Raw genomic sequence first — 14357 nt, 5'->3', positions numbered from 1 at the left:
TTACGGTTCTATGCCATATAGATCGCAATATTCCCGCCAATCCATCCCGGCCATTTCCGCCACCTCACGGTGGACTTCCAGTCGCTGCGCTTGATACTCCTCTGGAGAATCAGCGGTCAGTTGCAAGGTCAACTCCCAAGCGAACAGGCCGAGACTTTCCGCTTCGGCTTCAAACGCTTCATGCAGTCGCTCTTCACGATACTGCGCCTGCGTTTCGCCCTTGGCCTGGGCCAGCAACGGGTTGAGGTGGTCGAGGGTTTCGCGCAGTTCGGGACGCGCGTCGAGAAATACTTTCAGGGCATGTTCATGTCGCTGGTCGGTAGGCGCCATGTGTTTTCCTTGTGAGGCTGATGACCTTAGGTTGCCGCAGCGGCCCGCGCGTGTCGCGCTATAAATGCAGTAAAGCAGAACGATTTCTGCTGCTGCGGTGATACAGTCCGCTTTTTTCTGAATGAGCGAATGCAATGCGAATTCTGATGGTAGCGCTGGCGGCGACGCTGCTGGCCGGTTGCGCAAGCTCGGTGATGGACGATGCTCGCACGAAAACCCCGTACAAGGTGTTGACGTCGGACAAAGCCGAGAAAGTCGTTGCCCAGTGTGTGCAGTTCGGCTGGCAAGACGAAGCAGTGTTCGGGGTGGACGCGGCGGCGTATCTGGAGCCGCGCAAGTCGGGCGGTACGACGGTGTATACCCGTTCCGCCGAGTCGTTTGTTGATGTGATTACCGAAGCATCGGGCACGACGTTGAATTACTACGCGCAGAAGGATGACTTTGTCGCCAAGCGCCGGTTGGCGGCGTTGGCGACCTGTCTCTGATCATGCGTTGACGCGGCTGTCGGCGTCGTCGGAACGCCGCCCGGAGCAGGCTCACTCCTACAGTGGAATGCATTCCAAATGTGGGAGCGAGCCTGCTCGCGAAGGGGCCAATACATTCAACCTACAAGTCGCTTCTGGAAGAAATGCCGCTTGTGCCCCGGCGGATAATCGACGATCTCACCAAACTGGCTATACCCCAGTTTCTTGTAAAACTCCGGTGCTTGAAAGTCGAACGTGTCGAGCCACGCGCCGATGCAGCCTTTCTCCCGCGCCAACTCTTCGGCCATGTGCATCAGCTTCGAGCCAATTCCCTGGCCCCGGCCTGCGTCAGGCACTGACAGCAAATCGATGAACAGCCACTGGCAGACCAGGCGGCCATAGAGTCCGCCCAGAATCTGATCCTGATCGTCACGCACCAGCAAGGTGAGTGGCTCAGAGACGGCAATTCCGGCCTTGGCCACGTTATAGGCATGCAAGGGGGCCAGAATGGCCTGGCGTTCTTCTTCGGTGGAATGCTGCGACAGCTCAATGCGCAAGTTCATGCATGACTTCCTTGTTGTTTGAGTTCGCAGCCTATCCTGCCGCGCGGCCATCTTCCAAGCCCCGCTTCAACCCTTTGGAACTGCCGCTCACGCGCCGGGGTCTAGCTGTTACAGCGTCATTCCAGCACGCGGTTGATGAGGACCCCCCATGAATATTTTCGAAGCCCTTCGCGAAAGCCATGACCGCCAGCGTACTTACGCCAAGACCTTGATCGAAACCAGCGGTGACACGCCTGAGCGGGTCGAAGCCTACAAACAGCTCAAGGCAGAACTCCAGGCCCATGAAACCGCCGAAGAGCGCCATTTCTACATTCCGTTGATGGAGCTTGATGACGGTGTCGATTTGAGCCGCCATGCCATCGCCGAACACCATGAAATGGACGAGATGATGGAAGAACTCGACGAGACCGAGATGTCCAGCCCGGCCTGGTTGGCGACCGCAAAGAAGCTGTCGGACAAGGTTCATCACCACTTGAAGGAAGAAGAGCAGAAATTCTTCCAGATGGCCGGCAAGTTGCTCAACGAAAAACAGAAAGTACAGCTCGCCGGGCAGTACGAAAAGGAGTTCAAGGCACAGTTGCCGTGAGTACTGAATGGCAGCTTTTGCAGCATTGGCATGTAATCCTTTGGCGTCATTTAGGGTGGGTGTTATCGCAAAAGGCTGTATATACATCCAGTATTTGCAGTGTTTTCAGGTTTTAAAGCAGTTGAATGCGACAAAACCGCCGATGGACAAAAAATCCGTCTCCGTTAGCTTGAAGGCCTCTCCTCGGAAAGGAGAGTTCTTAAATCAACGGAGTGAAAAACATGAATCAACCACAACCACAAGCACAAACTCAACTGCGACACGGTCGTGTCATTTCCCCTGTAAGCCGCGGTGCGGTAGCGATCGAGCAAGGATTGCTCGAAGCCTGGCAGGTCAACGAAATGGAAGGCGGCAAGAACTTCCCGGCGCTGGTGGCGGGGCCATTTCCGGCGCCTTACCAGAGCGACTCGGACAGTGTCACGCCACCGGCCGACGGCTACATTCTCAGCGGTGGCAAGACCGATGCCCGCGACTGTGTGAATTTCACCAATGACGAAATGAGCAAGAAGCTCGCCCGTCCATTCACCTGGCCGCTGCTCAATGTCACCCCGGGGCAGACCCTAGAAATCAAATGGGACTACACCGCGCCGCACACCACCCGTGGTTACCGCTGGCTGATCACCAAGGATGGCTGGGATCCGAAACAGCGCATCACTCGTGCGCAACTGGAAGCCCAACCGTTCTTCGAGGACTTCTACACTCAGGTGCCTTATTACAGCCACTCGGCGGAAATGAAGGCCAAGGTCAATCACGCGGTAGAACTGCCAGCCAACAAAAAAGGTCATCACGTCATCGTGCTGATGTGGATCGTCGCCAACACCGGCAACGCCTTCTATCAGGCCTTCGACGTCGACTTCAAATAACGGCGCTGCGTCGCCAAACCCACACGTTCTGAAGGATTAGAACATGTCAAAAATCGATTTCTCTTTAGTACAAAACGCTGCGAGCGATGCTGCCTCGCTGATGCCGAGTATTGCCGGTAAAAAGATCCTCATGGGCTTCTGGCACAACTGGCCGGCGGGCCCGAGCGACGGTTATCGCCAGGGCCGCTTCGCCAGCCTCACGCTGGAGGAGGTGCCCAAGGAGTACAACGTGGTTGCGGTGGCCTTCATGAAGGGCAGCGGCATTCCGACCTTCAAGCCATTCAACGTTTCCGATGCCGAGTTCCGCCGTCAGGTCGGCGTGCTCAACAGTCAGGGGCGGGCGGTGCTGATTTCCCTCGGCGGTGCCGATGCGCACATCGAGCTGCGCAGCGGTCAGGAACAACCGCTGGCCAATGAAATCATCCGACTGGTGGAAACTTACGGTTTCGACGGGCTGGACATCGATCTTGAACAGAGCGCGATTGATTTCGCTGCCAACAATACCGTCCTGCCGGCCGCACTGAAACTGGTCAAGGATCACTACGCAGGCCAGGGCAAGCATTTCATCATCAGCATGGCCCCAGAGTTTCCTTATCTGACCAGCACCGGCAAATACCTGAGCTACCTGCAGGCGCTGGAAGGCTACTACGACTTTATCGCCCCGCAGTTCTATAACCAGGGTGGCGACGGGGTCTGGGTACCGGAAGCCAACAACGGCGCGGGGGCGTGGATTGCGCAGAACAATGATGCGCTGAAGGAGGATTTCCTTTATTACCTGACCGAGAGTCTGGTGACCGGCACGCGTGGCTTCACCCGGATCCCTGCGGACAAGTTCGTCATCGGACTACCGGCCAACAACGATGCGGCGGCCACCGGTTATGTGATCGACAAAACCGTGGTCGGGAATGCCCTCAAGCGTCTGGCGATCAAGGGGCTGCCGATCAAAGGCTTGATGACCTGGTCGGTGAATTGGGACAACGGCAGCAGCAAGGATGGCGTGCCGTACAACTGGGAATTCAGCCGGCGTTATGGGCCGTTGATTCACGGGGTTCCTGCCGCAGGGCAGGTTGTCGATGACATGCAATCGCTTATCGCTCGCTAGGCGAAAAAGACACGAGTGAATTACCGTTCATCAATGACCCGGGGGGAATGAGGATCCGGCTCATTGATGGACGACGCGACGGTGCCGTTGAATGATGCGGATGAGGCAGATAAGAGTATGAGGGGCATGCGTATGAGCTGTGACGGTTTTTTGTAGTGAGTTGAGAGTATGTATTTGGTTTTTCAGGGCCTGACTCAACAGGCCCTTTTGGTGGTCGTTTTTAATCGGTTTCTTTTGAATCAGTCAATACATACAGGTTGCTTATGGCTGACATTTTTTTGATTTTTTTTAGCTCTATATATTCTTTGAGTTCTTTTTTAATGGTTTCTTCATCGCAATATTTTCTATGTTTAGAGGGTCTTTCACGGGCAAAGTAGTATAAGCGCCGAGTATCAAACCCGTTGATTTCACCGTTAGGGCCATAGTCAAAATCTACGCTTCCTGTCGATAAATTGATGAGGCAGCCAATACCATGCAATTCATATTTAACGCCTCGAGTGACTCTCCCGCGTCGCTTTATTACCTTGCTGTACCAAAGCCTTCGAATGTCTCGAGTGCCAAATTTGCGCTCAAATATCAGCGTGCTGGACTCCACCATGGAGATGAAGTCATTTATCAGGATATCCAAAGTTTCATTTTGATCGCTCATCTTCTTCTCCGGTGCTCCAGTCTGTCCAGGCCCACATTGTTTGCTGACTCTAATATATCTTCAATGCTTCTTAGCGCTCCGTTATACGCTTTGAGATCGGTTATGAGTTTGATTGTCACATTAGTCGAAGTTTGCCGTGCAGCTGCTGCGCGATGGTGTCCGTCCAGAATATATAGGTTGCCGTCATGTTCTATGACATCAATGGAATCTTCTGGATCGTATCCGTTGCGCATTTTATTTTTATAATCCTCGACTTTCTTGGTTGAGGTCTTTCCCTCTATTGTATGTATTCGCTTCAAGGTTTTTGGATCTATATTGTGAGCAATGTTTGGTAGTTTCGGCTCTCCTTCATCAACCGTAATCCCCTCACTTCCACCCGGCACCTCACACCCAGGCTTATTCGGCGGCGGGCAGTTGGAGTTCAGCCCCAACGGATCCACCCACCCCGTCGGATTCGGCACGTACTGGTACTGATTCAACCCACCGGTCAACTTGATCGGATCCGGTGTCAGATACCGCCCCAACCTCGGGTCGTAATACCGATGCCGGTTGTAATGCAGGCCACTCTCCGCATCGAAATACTGCCCTTGGAAACGCAGCGGCTGGTTCAGGTAGTCGTCGCCGGCCAGGGTCAGTGCGGCGACTTTGCCGTAGGCGTCGTATTGAGCGGACCAGACGATGTCGCCGCTGTAGTCGGTGAGTTCTTGCGGGGTGCCGAGGTGGTCGAGTTGGTAGTAGAACGGGCAGGCTTTTTTCGGGCCTTTGCCGTCGAGCAGCGCCAGCGGGCGGAAGGTGCCGGGTTCGTAGACGTAGCTGCGGTATTCGTGTTCGCTGCTTTCGGCGACGAGGTGATCGCCTTGCCAGAAGAATTCGGTGGTCTCGCCGTTGACGGTTTTGCTGATGCGTCGGCCGAAGGCGTCGTACTTGTAAGAGGCGGTCTGGCCGTCGGGGCGGGTCAGGCCGATCAGGCGGTGTTGGCAGTCGTAGCGGTATTCGGTGACGAGGGTTTGTGCGCGGCCGCGACGTTCGCGGATCAGGTTGCCGAAGGCGTCGTAGTCATAGTGGCGGTCGCCCTGCATCAGCAGGCGGTTGCCCTTGATCTGGCTCGGGCCGGGGCGGTCCTGCATCAGCAGGTTGCCGGCCGGGTCGTGGGCGAAGCTTTCCGGCAGTTCGTCGCGGGAGTGGCTTACGCGGATCAGCCGGTCGAGGGCGTCGTAGCCGTAAGTGCGCTGGCCGTGGCGGCTGTCGGCGATGTGGGCGAGATTGCCGTTTGCGCTGTAGGCGATGTGGGCGAGATTGCCGTTTGCGCTGTAGGCATAATCGCGGCGGTACAGCGAATCGCGCTGATGGCCTACGGCGTGGGCGAGTAATCGGCCTTGATCGTCGTAGGTATATTCGCTGAGCAGCAGACCTTGCTGGCGTTGCAACTCGCGACCGGACTGGTGGACGTGACGGGTCAGCGGCGTGCCGTTGAGGTCAATCCCGCTCAGCGCGCCACCCTTGGCGTGGTGATAATCGAGATGGCTGTTGTCCGGTAGGCGCAGGCGTTTGAGCTGGCCGCAGGCGTCGTAGCGGTAGCGCAGGGTGCCCCAACCTTGATGCTCGGTGATCAAGCGATCCTGGCGGTCGTATTCGAAGGCCAGCGGGTGTTGCTGGCCGTCATCGACACCGATCAGTCGGCCGAGGCGATCGTATTGGTAGGTGACCTTGATGCCGTCGGGCAGGGTTTTGACCAACAGGCGGCCAGCGGCATCGCGCTCATACGCGGTGAGCAAACAAGAGCCGTCACCCCCGAACTCGGTCTTTTCCAGCAGATGCCCGTTGAGGTCATAGGCGTATGCGGTGCGGCGGCCGTCAAAACCGCTTTCCTGACGAATCAGCCCGGTCGGCGTGTAATCGAGCCGGTACTTTTCCCCCGATTCGTTTTCGATCTCGGTAAGCAGCAGTTGCGCATGGTCGTAGCGGTACTGCACCCGCGTGCCATCAGGGTTGATCCGCCGCGAGACCAGGTGCAGGTCATCGTCGTATTCGTAGCGGGTGATGCGTCCCAGTTCATCGCGCTCGGCGGTGACCTGGCCGTAGGCGCCGTAGCTGTAGGCGCGGGTATTGCCGGTCGGAGATGTCGTCTGGATCAGTCGGCCAACGGCATCCCAATGCTGACGCGTGACTGCTCCGTGTTCGTCTGCAGTCGTCGTCCGCCGTCCCAGCGAGTCGTAGGAAAAGCGCCGCACGCCACCGTCGGGCAGCGTTTCCTCGGTCAACTGGCCAAGGGCATTCCAGACCAGCCGATGCCGACTGCTGTCCGGGTAGCGGATCGACAGCAACTGGCCCCGGGTGTCGTAGTAGTAATGGGTGACCTGTCCATCGGGGTCGACCGCTTCGGTGACATCACCCTCGGCATTGCGCCGGTAGATCCACACCGCGTCGCCGCGAGAACGTTTGTGCAGGAAACCGTTGCGATACTCGTAGGACGTGGGCGCATCAACAGCAGGAATCAGCGCGATCAGCCGTCCGACCTCGTCGTAGCGGTATTCGGTGACCGCGCCCAAGGCATGCTGCTCGGCGATCAAGCGCCCGGCATCGTCATACGCCTTGAGCTGCTCGCCACCGTCGGCCTCGACCTTGCGCACCAGCCGCGCACGCTCGTCGTGGACGTACGTTTCTTCGGTGCCATCGACGTAATGCACCGCCACGCTGCCGTCGTCATTCCAGACGTAGCGCGTGTCCATCTGCGAGAACGACGCCCAGTGGCGCACGCACCGCGCAGCCTTGCCTGTACGCTCCCACTCCCAGAAAAAACTCGCGCCGCCGGCCAGTTGCCGCTGCAGAATTACGTGGGCGTCGTCGTAGTCGTAACGCTCGCTGTCACCGACGGCGTTGGTGGCTTCGATCAGGTGCTGATAGGCGTCGTAGCGGTAACTGACCAGCGCTTGTTCGGTGCCCCAAGCCCCGTCGCGAAACACCTGGTAATCCACGCCGAGCAACTGCGCCCGGTCATAGCGCAACAACAACGAACGCCCGGCACCGTTGTCCAGTCGCTGCACCCGGTCAGACCGATCGCGCTGCACCGTCAGACGATTGCCATAGGCATCGCTGATCGCCGTCAGCCGTCCTGCACGAAAGTGATAAAAGCGCGCCGTTTCCCCGGCCAATGCGAGGATCAGCTCCTCCGGCTCGTCGCCCAGAAAGATCGCCGCCCGCGACAGGCTGTTGTGAATCGCGGGTCGTTCAACGCTCGGCAACGGAAACCGTGTTCGCCGGTTCTCGTGGTCAACCCAGACCACCTCGTCCCCGGCAAACTCCAGCCGATGCGCCAGCGAATGGCTCCAGCCAAACCCCAACCCAACATCAATCTCGACGGCGCTCGAGCGATACAACCGGGTGAACTCAAACGGCAACACCCCATCGAGCACGGCATCGCTCAGGGTCAGCAGTTCTTCACCGGTGACCATCGACACCGGGCAACCGTTGGTGCAGGTGCGCGGCACGCAATCGGCGCTCTCACCGTTGGGGTTTTTCGCCTGATCCGAGGCATCGTCATGCGGCTCATGCCGCTCGATCCGGCTCGAACCGCCAGACTTGTCCCGCACAACAGGCGCCGGATTCGTCACCGTCAACACCAACGAATCGGCCTGACGAATGTTCAGCGGTATCGACGGTGTCGGTTTCAACTCAACGTCACGCACATTGAGCATCAGCGGCTTCAAAACGCCGGCATGCCGCGTCAAATCCGCCGAGGACGTCAGCTCAGCCAGTCGCAACGCCGAAGCCGCCAACCACTCCCGAGCCCGCGGCGACTTGATCTTCGCCAGCACTTTGCTGCTCAAGCGCACCGGCACGCCGACGCCCCCCGACATCCCCATCAACAGAAAACTGATCAGCAGTTCGACCCGCACCTCGGCCACCACTTCGGCCAGGTATTGCGGCGGCAGCATCTTCAACCAACTGGTAAACGCGGCCAGATGAATGAACAGCAGCGGTTCGTCACTGAGGATCAGCAGACCGTTGGCAATGGCGTCGCTGGAAGCATTCAACAACGCCTCAAGCTCGGCCTCGCTGATGTATTCCAGCAATTTTTCACTGTTGGCCTGCAGGTCGGCGAGGAGGGCGAATACCTGTTTGATGTCATCCCAAACGCCATTCAGGGCTTTCTCGAATCCACGCCAGTCGGCCTGTTGCAACTGCCCGTAACGGTCAAGAAACCCGGCGCTGGAAAACTCCTTCCACTGTGGTTGAAACCCTGTCCACTCAGCGCGCAGCCAGCCTTCCAGGCCTGCAATGACACCCTCATAAGAGGCATACAAAGCACGCACATGGTCGGTGGACACATCGGGAAAGAAGGTGATGCGATAACGCTGGCCCCGATCGCAATCGGTCACCTGCAGAATGCCGCTGGGGCCGATGGTGTAATGCAGCGCTTCGCCGAAAGTCAGCTCACCGCCGACATCGGCAAGCACCGGTTCGAGGGTTACCGGGGTGTTGCCAATCGGCACAAACCGCGCGGCCTCGAACATATGCACCAGCGTCAGGGTCCCACTGGCCGAGCACATGACCACCGATGAGCTGAGCGGTTGGCGCGACTTGATCGGCGCGCTGAGGCGCACGTCGTTGCCGACGGTGAACACCTGTTCGACATCCAGCGCGGTGCCTGTCCAGAACTGCTCGGCCCAGGCGTCGTAGTGGTTCAGGCACAGGCGGAATTCGCGAATCAGATTTTCGAAGTCCGGCTCATCGGGATTCAAAGCAGCAACAACGAGCAGGCCGATGCTGTTGTTCAGGGCCAGCAGCTGATCGGTTGGAAGCATTCGCAGTTCTCGCGCACATCAAAAAGGTGCGGGGACTTTGCGGGGGATCAATCAGGAAAGAAGTCGGGCGAGTAGGCGATGTCTGTAGGATGTTTCGACATAGTTTGTGGGGCGGTATAGGGTTTCGTTTTTTCGTTCACAAAAAAGGGCTTTTACCTACCCAGGGGCCTTCAATGAAAAGGATCAAGCGTCATGTCCAACACAGCCGAGCGGGTCAACATCGTCGATACTCAAGTGTTGTCCCATGACTGGTATCTGCTGAAGAAAATCACTTTCGACTATCACCGCAACAACGGTGAGTGGCAGCGTCAGACCCGTGAGGTCTACGACCGCGGTAACGGTGCAGCGATTTTGTTGTTCAACCGTGAACAGCGCACGGTGGTACTGACCCGGCAGTTTCGTTTGCCGGTGTTCGTCAATGGCCATGATGGGTTGTTGATTGAAGTGGCTGCCGGCTTGCTCGAAGGCGCTGCGCCGGAACAGCGGATTCGCGATGAAGCCGAGGAAGAAACCGGTTATCGCGTGCACGATGTGAAGAAGGTGTTCGAGGCCTACATGAGTCCCGGCTCGGTGACCGAGAAGCTGCATTTTTTCATTGCCGAATACGACGCCGCATCGAAGGTTAGCGACGGTGGCGGTCTGGAAGAGGAGACCGAAGAACTGGAAGTGCTGGAGTGGCGATTCGATGACGCGTTGGCAGCGTTTCAGCGCGGTGAGATCTGTGACGCCAAGACCATCATGCTGTTGCAGTATGCGGCGATGAATAATCTGTTCGGCGCTTGAGTCAGAACAGCTCTCCGGTTTTACCAATCTGCGACCACTGACCACCCTCCAGCGTCAGCAAGCGTTCTTTCGCCTCAAGTCCTCCGGCAAAACCGGTCAGCTTTCCCGACGCGCCAATCACCCGATGGCACGGCGCGACGATGGAAATCGGGTTGCGTCCGTTCGCTGCGCCCACTGCCCGTACGGCGCTGGGATTGCCTATCTGCTCGGCAATCTGGCTGTAGGTGCGCGTCTCGCCAAATGGAATGGTCAGCAGCGCCGCCCAGACCTTTTTCTGAAAGTCGGTGCCAGTGAAATCCAGTTCCAGATCAAAACAGTCACGCGTCCCGGAAAAATATTCTTCAAGTTGTCGAGCGGTTCGAATCAGGATCGGATTGTCGGGTGCCTCACTCATCGTTCCGAGGCGAACGCGGTTCGGTTTGTCGTTTTCCCAGAGGATGGCCGCCAGTCGTGAGCCGTTCGCGACCAGCTTCAGCTCGCCGACGGGCGAGGGCAGGGTGATGAACGTGTAAGGCATGGCGGGCAGGCTCCTGATCAGGACGGCAACAGCGCCCAGCATACTGCCTGAGCGAGGAGGCGCAATACGCAAAGCCGACCATACTGCTTGTTGCTCCTGAAGCGTTCCCCTTCTGTTTTGCACAGACCCTAAAACAAAAAAAGAGATCGACTCATGAAGTACGAACCTTTGGCCAAATCGCTGATAGCGACCTCACTGGCACTCAGCTGTCTCATGGCACACGCGGCGTCAGTCGCACCGGTTGCCGCCGAAAACGGCATGGTGGTCACCGCGCAACATCTGGCGACCCATGTGGGCGTCGACGTATTGAAAAGTGGCGGTAACGCCGTCGATGCAGCGGTCGCCGTGGGTTATGCGCTGGCGGTGGTTTATCCCGCAGCAGGCAACCTCGGTGGTGGCGGCTTCATGACCATTCAACTGGCGGACGGGCGCAAGACCTTCCTCGATTTCCGTGAAAAAGCACCACTGGCGGCGACCGCCAACATGTACCTCGACAAGGAAGGCAACGTGATTCCCGACTTGAGTACGCGCGGTCACTTGGCAGTGGGTGTGCCCGGCACGGTCTCGGGCATGGAACTGGCGCTGAGCAAATACGGGACCAGGCCGCGCAAGGAGATGATAGCCCCGGCGATCAAACTGGCGGAAGACGGCTTCGCACTGGAGCAGGGTGACGTCGAGTTGCTGGAGTACGCCACCGACGTGTTCAAGAAGGACATGCGCGATTCCGGCTCGATTTTCCTGCACAACGGCGAGCCGATGCAGGTCGGGCAGAAACTGGTGCAGAAGGATCTCGGCAAAACCCTGCGGACCATTTCCGAAAAAGGCGCTGACGGCTTCTATAAAGGTTGGGTCGCGGATGCAATCGTCACCTCGAGTCAGGCCAATAAAGGCATCATCACCCAGGCCGACCTCGACAAATACAAGACCCGCGAACTGGCACCGGTAGAGTGCGATTACCGTGGTTACCACGTGGTCTCGGCGCCACCGCCCAGTTCAGGTGGTGTGGTGATCTGCCAGATCATGAACATCCTCGAAGGCTATCCGATGAAGGACCTGGGCTTCCATTCTGCCCAGGGCATGCACTACCAGATCGAAGCGATGCGCCATGCCTATGTCGATCGCAACAGCTACCTGGGCGATCCGGATTTCGTCAAAAACCCGATCGAGCACCTGCTGGACAAGAACTACGCGACCAAACTGCGCGACGCCATCCAGCCGCAAAAAGCTGGCGTGTCGGCTGAGCTGAAACCCGGCGTAGCGCCCCATGAAGGCAGCAACACCACCCACTATTCGATCGTCGACAAGTGGGGCAATGCGGTGTCGGTCACCTACACCCTCAACGACTGGTTCGGCGCGGGCGTGATGGCGAGCAAGACCGGGGTGATCCTCAACGATGAAATGGACGACTTCACCTCCAAGGTCGGCGTGCCGAACATGTACGGGCTGGTGCAGGGCGAAGCCAATGCCATTGCACCGGGCAAGGCACCGTTGTCGTCGATGAGCCCGACCATTGTCACCAAGGACGGCAAAGTGGTGATGGTGGTCGGCACACCGGGTGGCAGCCGCATTATCACGGCGACTTTGCTGACCATGCTTAACGTCATTGACTACGGCATGGGCCTGCAGGAAGCGGTCGATGCGCCACGTTTCCATCAGCAGTGGATGCCGGAGGAAACCAACCTCGAAGACTTCGCCGCCAGCCCTGACACGAAGAAAATTCTTGAGATCTGGGGGCACAAGTTCGCCGGGCCGCAGGACGCCAACCACATCGCCGCGATTCTGGTCGGCGCACCGTCGCTGGGCGGTAAGCCAGTTGGCAAAAACCGTTTCTACGGCGCCAACGATCCACGCCGCAACACGGGCTTGTCACTGGGTTACTGAGGGGCGTAAAAAGGGGGCGGGCTCAGGTCCGCCCCGTCTCAAGGACTGATCAAGGAAGGCTCATCATGACCACCGCATTACTGATCATCGACGTCCAGCGCGCCCTCTGCTCGGGCGAATATCAGTGTCATGACATTCATCGCGTAATTGAATCCATCAACGGTTTAAGCGCCCGCGCGCGCAAGGCTGGCGTGCCAGTGGTGCTGATTCAGCACGAAGAGAAGGACAGCCCGTTGGCTCATGGTGGCGAAGGCTGGCAACTGGCCGAAGGGCTTGCGACATCGCCGAAAGATCTGCGGGTGCGCAAAACCACCCCGGATTCGTTCTACCAGACAGACTTGCGCAAACTGCTGCCGAGCGAAGATTTCGAAAAACTGGTCATCTGCGGCCTGCAAACCGATTACTGCGTCAACGCCACCGTGCGTCAGGCCCATCAATTGGGATATGACGTAGTGCTTGTGGCCGACGCGCATTCCACTGTCGACAACGGCAACATGAGCGCCGAAGACATCATCGCCGAGCACAACAAGGATCTGGCGCATCTGACTGGCTCCGTGGCGCGCATCGACGTCAAACCCGCCGCTGACATCATGTTCTGACAACCCACACAAAACCCTGTGGGAGCGAGCCTGCTCGCGAAGGCAGTGTGTCAGTCGACATTGATAGTGGCTGATCCACCGCTTTCGCGAGCAGGCTCGCTCCCACAGTGATTGAAGAACCCTGATTGCTATGACCATCAGGGATTTCCGCTGGCAGCACTGGCATACTGCGCGCCATCCGAAGAATGGAATCTCTCGATGTTCGCGATCTCCCTGCGTCATGCCTTGCTGCTGATGTCCCTTGCAGTTGCCTCTGTTACCCACGCCAGCAGTTTCGATTGCGCCAGCGCTGCCAGCAAAACTGAAAAAGCCATTTGCGGTGATCCGCAGATTTCGCAGCTCGACGAGAAGCTAGGCAGGCTCTGGCTCTCGACGCTGGCCAATGTCCCCGATCCCAAAGCCCTCAAGACAGACCAGCGGCAATGGCTGAAAAATCGCAACGGATGTGGTGGCCTGACGCCTTGCTTGCGCCGCCAGTATCTGATGCGTCTGGCCGAACTTGAGCACGCTACCCAGCCCTTCAGTTGGGACGCCACCTGGCAGCTCATTCCGCCGAGTACTTCAACGGCCGCAACGGTGACAACGCATCGTCGCGATGCGGCGCACATCATTTTTGATATTGCAGCGGGAGAGGGCGCCAACTCGGGAAATCTTGAGGGTGTCGCCGTATTTGCAGGCAAAGAAGCGCACTACGCCGAAGGTGAGTGCGCGTTAACTTTCACCCCGATAAATGGTGTTCTGAATATCTCGCAAGTCGGCGCAGATGCCGATTGTGGTGGAGGGATGGGCGTGTATTACGCCGGCACTTTTGTTGCCTCGGAACAACCGTTGACACTTGATTACGACATGCTCAGCCTTGGCTTGGCGCGAACGCCTGAGGAGAACCAGGCCTTGCATGGATTGCTCAAGGACGATTATGAAAGACTCGTTGAGCTTTCGGGCACCTTGCAAGTCGGTGATCCTTCAGCCGACGTGCCGGGCAGTCAGGTGGTGGAAATGTGGATGCGTGGCCTGGGTGGCACGGGCATCATCATGAGCACAACCGACCAGCGTTTCTGGATCATCCTGCTGACCTACGATGAGCAAGGTCATCAGCGGGCGCGCTATTACACCAACGCAGCGAAATGGAAAGGGCGGCTGCCCGATGTTCTGCAAGCCTGGTACCAACGCACAAATGGAAATCGCTCGATCCCACTGGATTCCATGCCCTGATTG

12 protein-coding genes and 1 pseudogene are annotated in these 14357 nt (G+C 57.8%); 8 read left to right on the top strand and 5 right to left on the bottom strand.

Going from position 1 to position 14357, the window contains the following annotated elements; genetic code table 11:
- On the bottom strand, window positions 1–330 hold the full coding sequence (locus ACZZ0G_RS00510; protein ID WP_463554924.1) for a DUF6388 family protein: 330 nt from the start codon (window positions 328–330) through the stop codon (window positions 1–3).
- 134 nt (window positions 331–464) lie between these two features.
- Here ACZZ0G_RS00510 and ACZZ0G_RS00505 point away from each other — a divergent pair, with 134 nt between their 5' ends.
- Window positions 465–815: a hypothetical protein gene (locus ACZZ0G_RS00505; protein WP_463554923.1), complete on the top strand. Its 351-nt coding sequence runs from the start codon at window positions 465–467 to the stop codon at window positions 813–815.
- 116 nt (window positions 816–931) lie between these two features.
- Here the strand turns inward: ACZZ0G_RS00505 and ACZZ0G_RS00500 are convergent, their stop codons facing one another.
- On the bottom strand, window positions 932–1357 hold the full coding sequence (locus ACZZ0G_RS00500) for a GNAT family N-acetyltransferase (protein WP_463554922.1): 426 nt from the start codon (window positions 1355–1357) through the stop codon (window positions 932–934).
- 148 nt (window positions 1358–1505) lie between these two features.
- Here ACZZ0G_RS00500 and ACZZ0G_RS00495 point away from each other — a divergent pair, with 148 nt between their 5' ends.
- From ACZZ0G_RS00495 to ACZZ0G_RS00485, 3 genes and pseudogenes are all read left to right on the top strand, one after another.
- Complete coding sequence (locus tag ACZZ0G_RS00495) at window positions 1506–1943, top strand: hemerythrin domain-containing protein (protein ID WP_463554921.1); 438 nt, start codon at window positions 1506–1508, stop codon at window positions 1941–1943.
- 221 nt (window positions 1944–2164) lie between these two features.
- On the top strand, window positions 2165–2806 hold the full coding sequence (locus tag ACZZ0G_RS00490) for a lytic polysaccharide monooxygenase auxiliary activity family 9 protein (protein ID WP_463554920.1): 642 nt from the start codon (window positions 2165–2167) through the stop codon (window positions 2804–2806).
- A 43-nt stretch (window positions 2807–2849) separates the two neighbouring features.
- Window positions 2850–3851, top strand: a pseudogene (locus ACZZ0G_RS00485) (chitinase); the annotation flags it as partial.
- 277 nt (window positions 3852–4128) lie between these two features.
- On the opposite strand, the gene ACZZ0G_RS00480 reads toward ACZZ0G_RS00485, so the two are convergent.
- Window positions 4129–4557: a DUF6896 domain-containing protein gene (locus ACZZ0G_RS00480; RefSeq protein WP_463554919.1), complete on the bottom strand. Its 429-nt coding sequence runs from the start codon at window positions 4555–4557 to the stop codon at window positions 4129–4131.
- Window positions 4554–9362: an RHS repeat-associated core domain-containing protein gene (locus ACZZ0G_RS00475; protein WP_463554918.1), complete on the bottom strand. Its 4809-nt coding sequence runs from the start codon at window positions 9360–9362 to the stop codon at window positions 4554–4556. Before ACZZ0G_RS00475 ends, ACZZ0G_RS00480 begins: the two co-directional genes overlap by 4 nt.
- Window positions 9363–9554: 192 nt before the next feature.
- On the opposite strand from ACZZ0G_RS00475, the gene ACZZ0G_RS00470 reads away from it, so the two are divergent.
- Window positions 9555–10145 carry an NUDIX domain-containing protein gene (locus ACZZ0G_RS00470; protein WP_038365153.1) on the top strand — a complete coding sequence of 197 codons (591 nt, stop codon included), beginning with the start codon at window positions 9555–9557 and terminating at the stop codon, window positions 10143–10145.
- Between the two features lies 1 nt (window position 10146).
- Here the strand turns inward: ACZZ0G_RS00470 and ACZZ0G_RS00465 are convergent, their stop codons facing one another.
- Complete coding sequence (locus tag ACZZ0G_RS00465; RefSeq protein WP_463558807.1) at window positions 10147–10662, bottom strand: methylated-DNA--[protein]-cysteine S-methyltransferase; 516 nt, start codon at window positions 10660–10662, stop codon at window positions 10147–10149.
- A gap of 153 nt (window positions 10663–10815) precedes the next feature.
- Here ACZZ0G_RS00465 and ggt point away from each other — a divergent pair, with 153 nt between their 5' ends.
- The 3 genes from ggt to ACZZ0G_RS00450 all read left to right on the top strand — a co-directional run bounded on the left by ggt (window position 10816) and on the right by ACZZ0G_RS00450 (window position 14354).
- Window positions 10816–12543 carry a gamma-glutamyltransferase gene (gene ggt, locus ACZZ0G_RS00460; RefSeq protein WP_463554917.1) on the top strand — a complete coding sequence of 576 codons (1728 nt, stop codon included), beginning with the start codon at window positions 10816–10818 and terminating at the stop codon, window positions 12541–12543.
- A 65-nt stretch (window positions 12544–12608) separates the two neighbouring features.
- Entirely contained in the window at window positions 12609–13142 is a 534-nt protein-coding gene (locus tag ACZZ0G_RS00455; RefSeq protein WP_463554916.1) for a cysteine hydrolase family protein, read from the top strand.
- 198 nt (window positions 13143–13340) lie between these two features.
- Complete coding sequence (locus tag ACZZ0G_RS00450; RefSeq protein WP_463554915.1) at window positions 13341–14354, top strand: lysozyme inhibitor LprI family protein; 1014 nt, start codon at window positions 13341–13343, stop codon at window positions 14352–14354.
- Window positions 14355–14357 lie beyond the last annotated feature (3 nt).

Source organism: Pseudomonas sp. AC169 (assembly GCF_979258515.1).
Note: the sequence above shows the minus strand (reverse complement) of the source record. Positions and strands in the feature narration are given on the sequence as shown.

Excerpts from the sequence above, each read along its gene's own strand:
- ACZZ0G_RS00475 (WP_463554918.1), bottom strand. The coding sequence starts at position 9,362 with ATGCTTCCAACCGATCAGCTGCTGGCCCTGAACAACAGCATCGGCCTG.
- ACZZ0G_RS00510 (WP_463554924.1), bottom strand. The coding sequence starts at position 330 with ATGGCGCCTACCGACCAGCGACATGAACATGCCCTGAAAGTATTTCTC.
- ACZZ0G_RS00450 (WP_463554915.1), top strand. The coding sequence starts at position 13,341 with ATGTTCGCGATCTCCCTGCGTCATGCCTTGCTGCTGATGTCCCTTGCA.
- ACZZ0G_RS00465 (WP_463558807.1), bottom strand. The coding sequence starts at position 10,662 with ATGCCTTACACGTTCATCACCCTGCCCTCGCCCGTCGGCGAGCTGAAG.
- ACZZ0G_RS00500 (WP_463554922.1), bottom strand. The coding sequence starts at position 1,357 with ATGAACTTGCGCATTGAGCTGTCGCAGCATTCCACCGAAGAAGAACGC.
- ACZZ0G_RS00480 (WP_463554919.1), bottom strand. The coding sequence starts at position 4,557 with ATGAGCGATCAAAATGAAACTTTGGATATCCTGATAAATGACTTCATC.
- ACZZ0G_RS00495 (WP_463554921.1), top strand. The coding sequence starts at position 1,506 with ATGAATATTTTCGAAGCCCTTCGCGAAAGCCATGACCGCCAGCGTACT.
- ACZZ0G_RS00455 (WP_463554916.1), top strand. The coding sequence starts at position 12,609 with ATGACCACCGCATTACTGATCATCGACGTCCAGCGCGCCCTCTGCTCG.
- ACZZ0G_RS00505 (WP_463554923.1), top strand. The coding sequence starts at position 465 with ATGCGAATTCTGATGGTAGCGCTGGCGGCGACGCTGCTGGCCGGTTGC.
- ACZZ0G_RS00490 (WP_463554920.1), top strand. The coding sequence starts at position 2,165 with ATGAATCAACCACAACCACAAGCACAAACTCAACTGCGACACGGTCGT.
- ACZZ0G_RS00470 (WP_038365153.1), top strand. The coding sequence starts at position 9,555 with ATGTCCAACACAGCCGAGCGGGTCAACATCGTCGATACTCAAGTGTTG.
- ggt (WP_463554917.1), top strand. The coding sequence starts at position 10,816 with ATGAAGTACGAACCTTTGGCCAAATCGCTGATAGCGACCTCACTGGCA.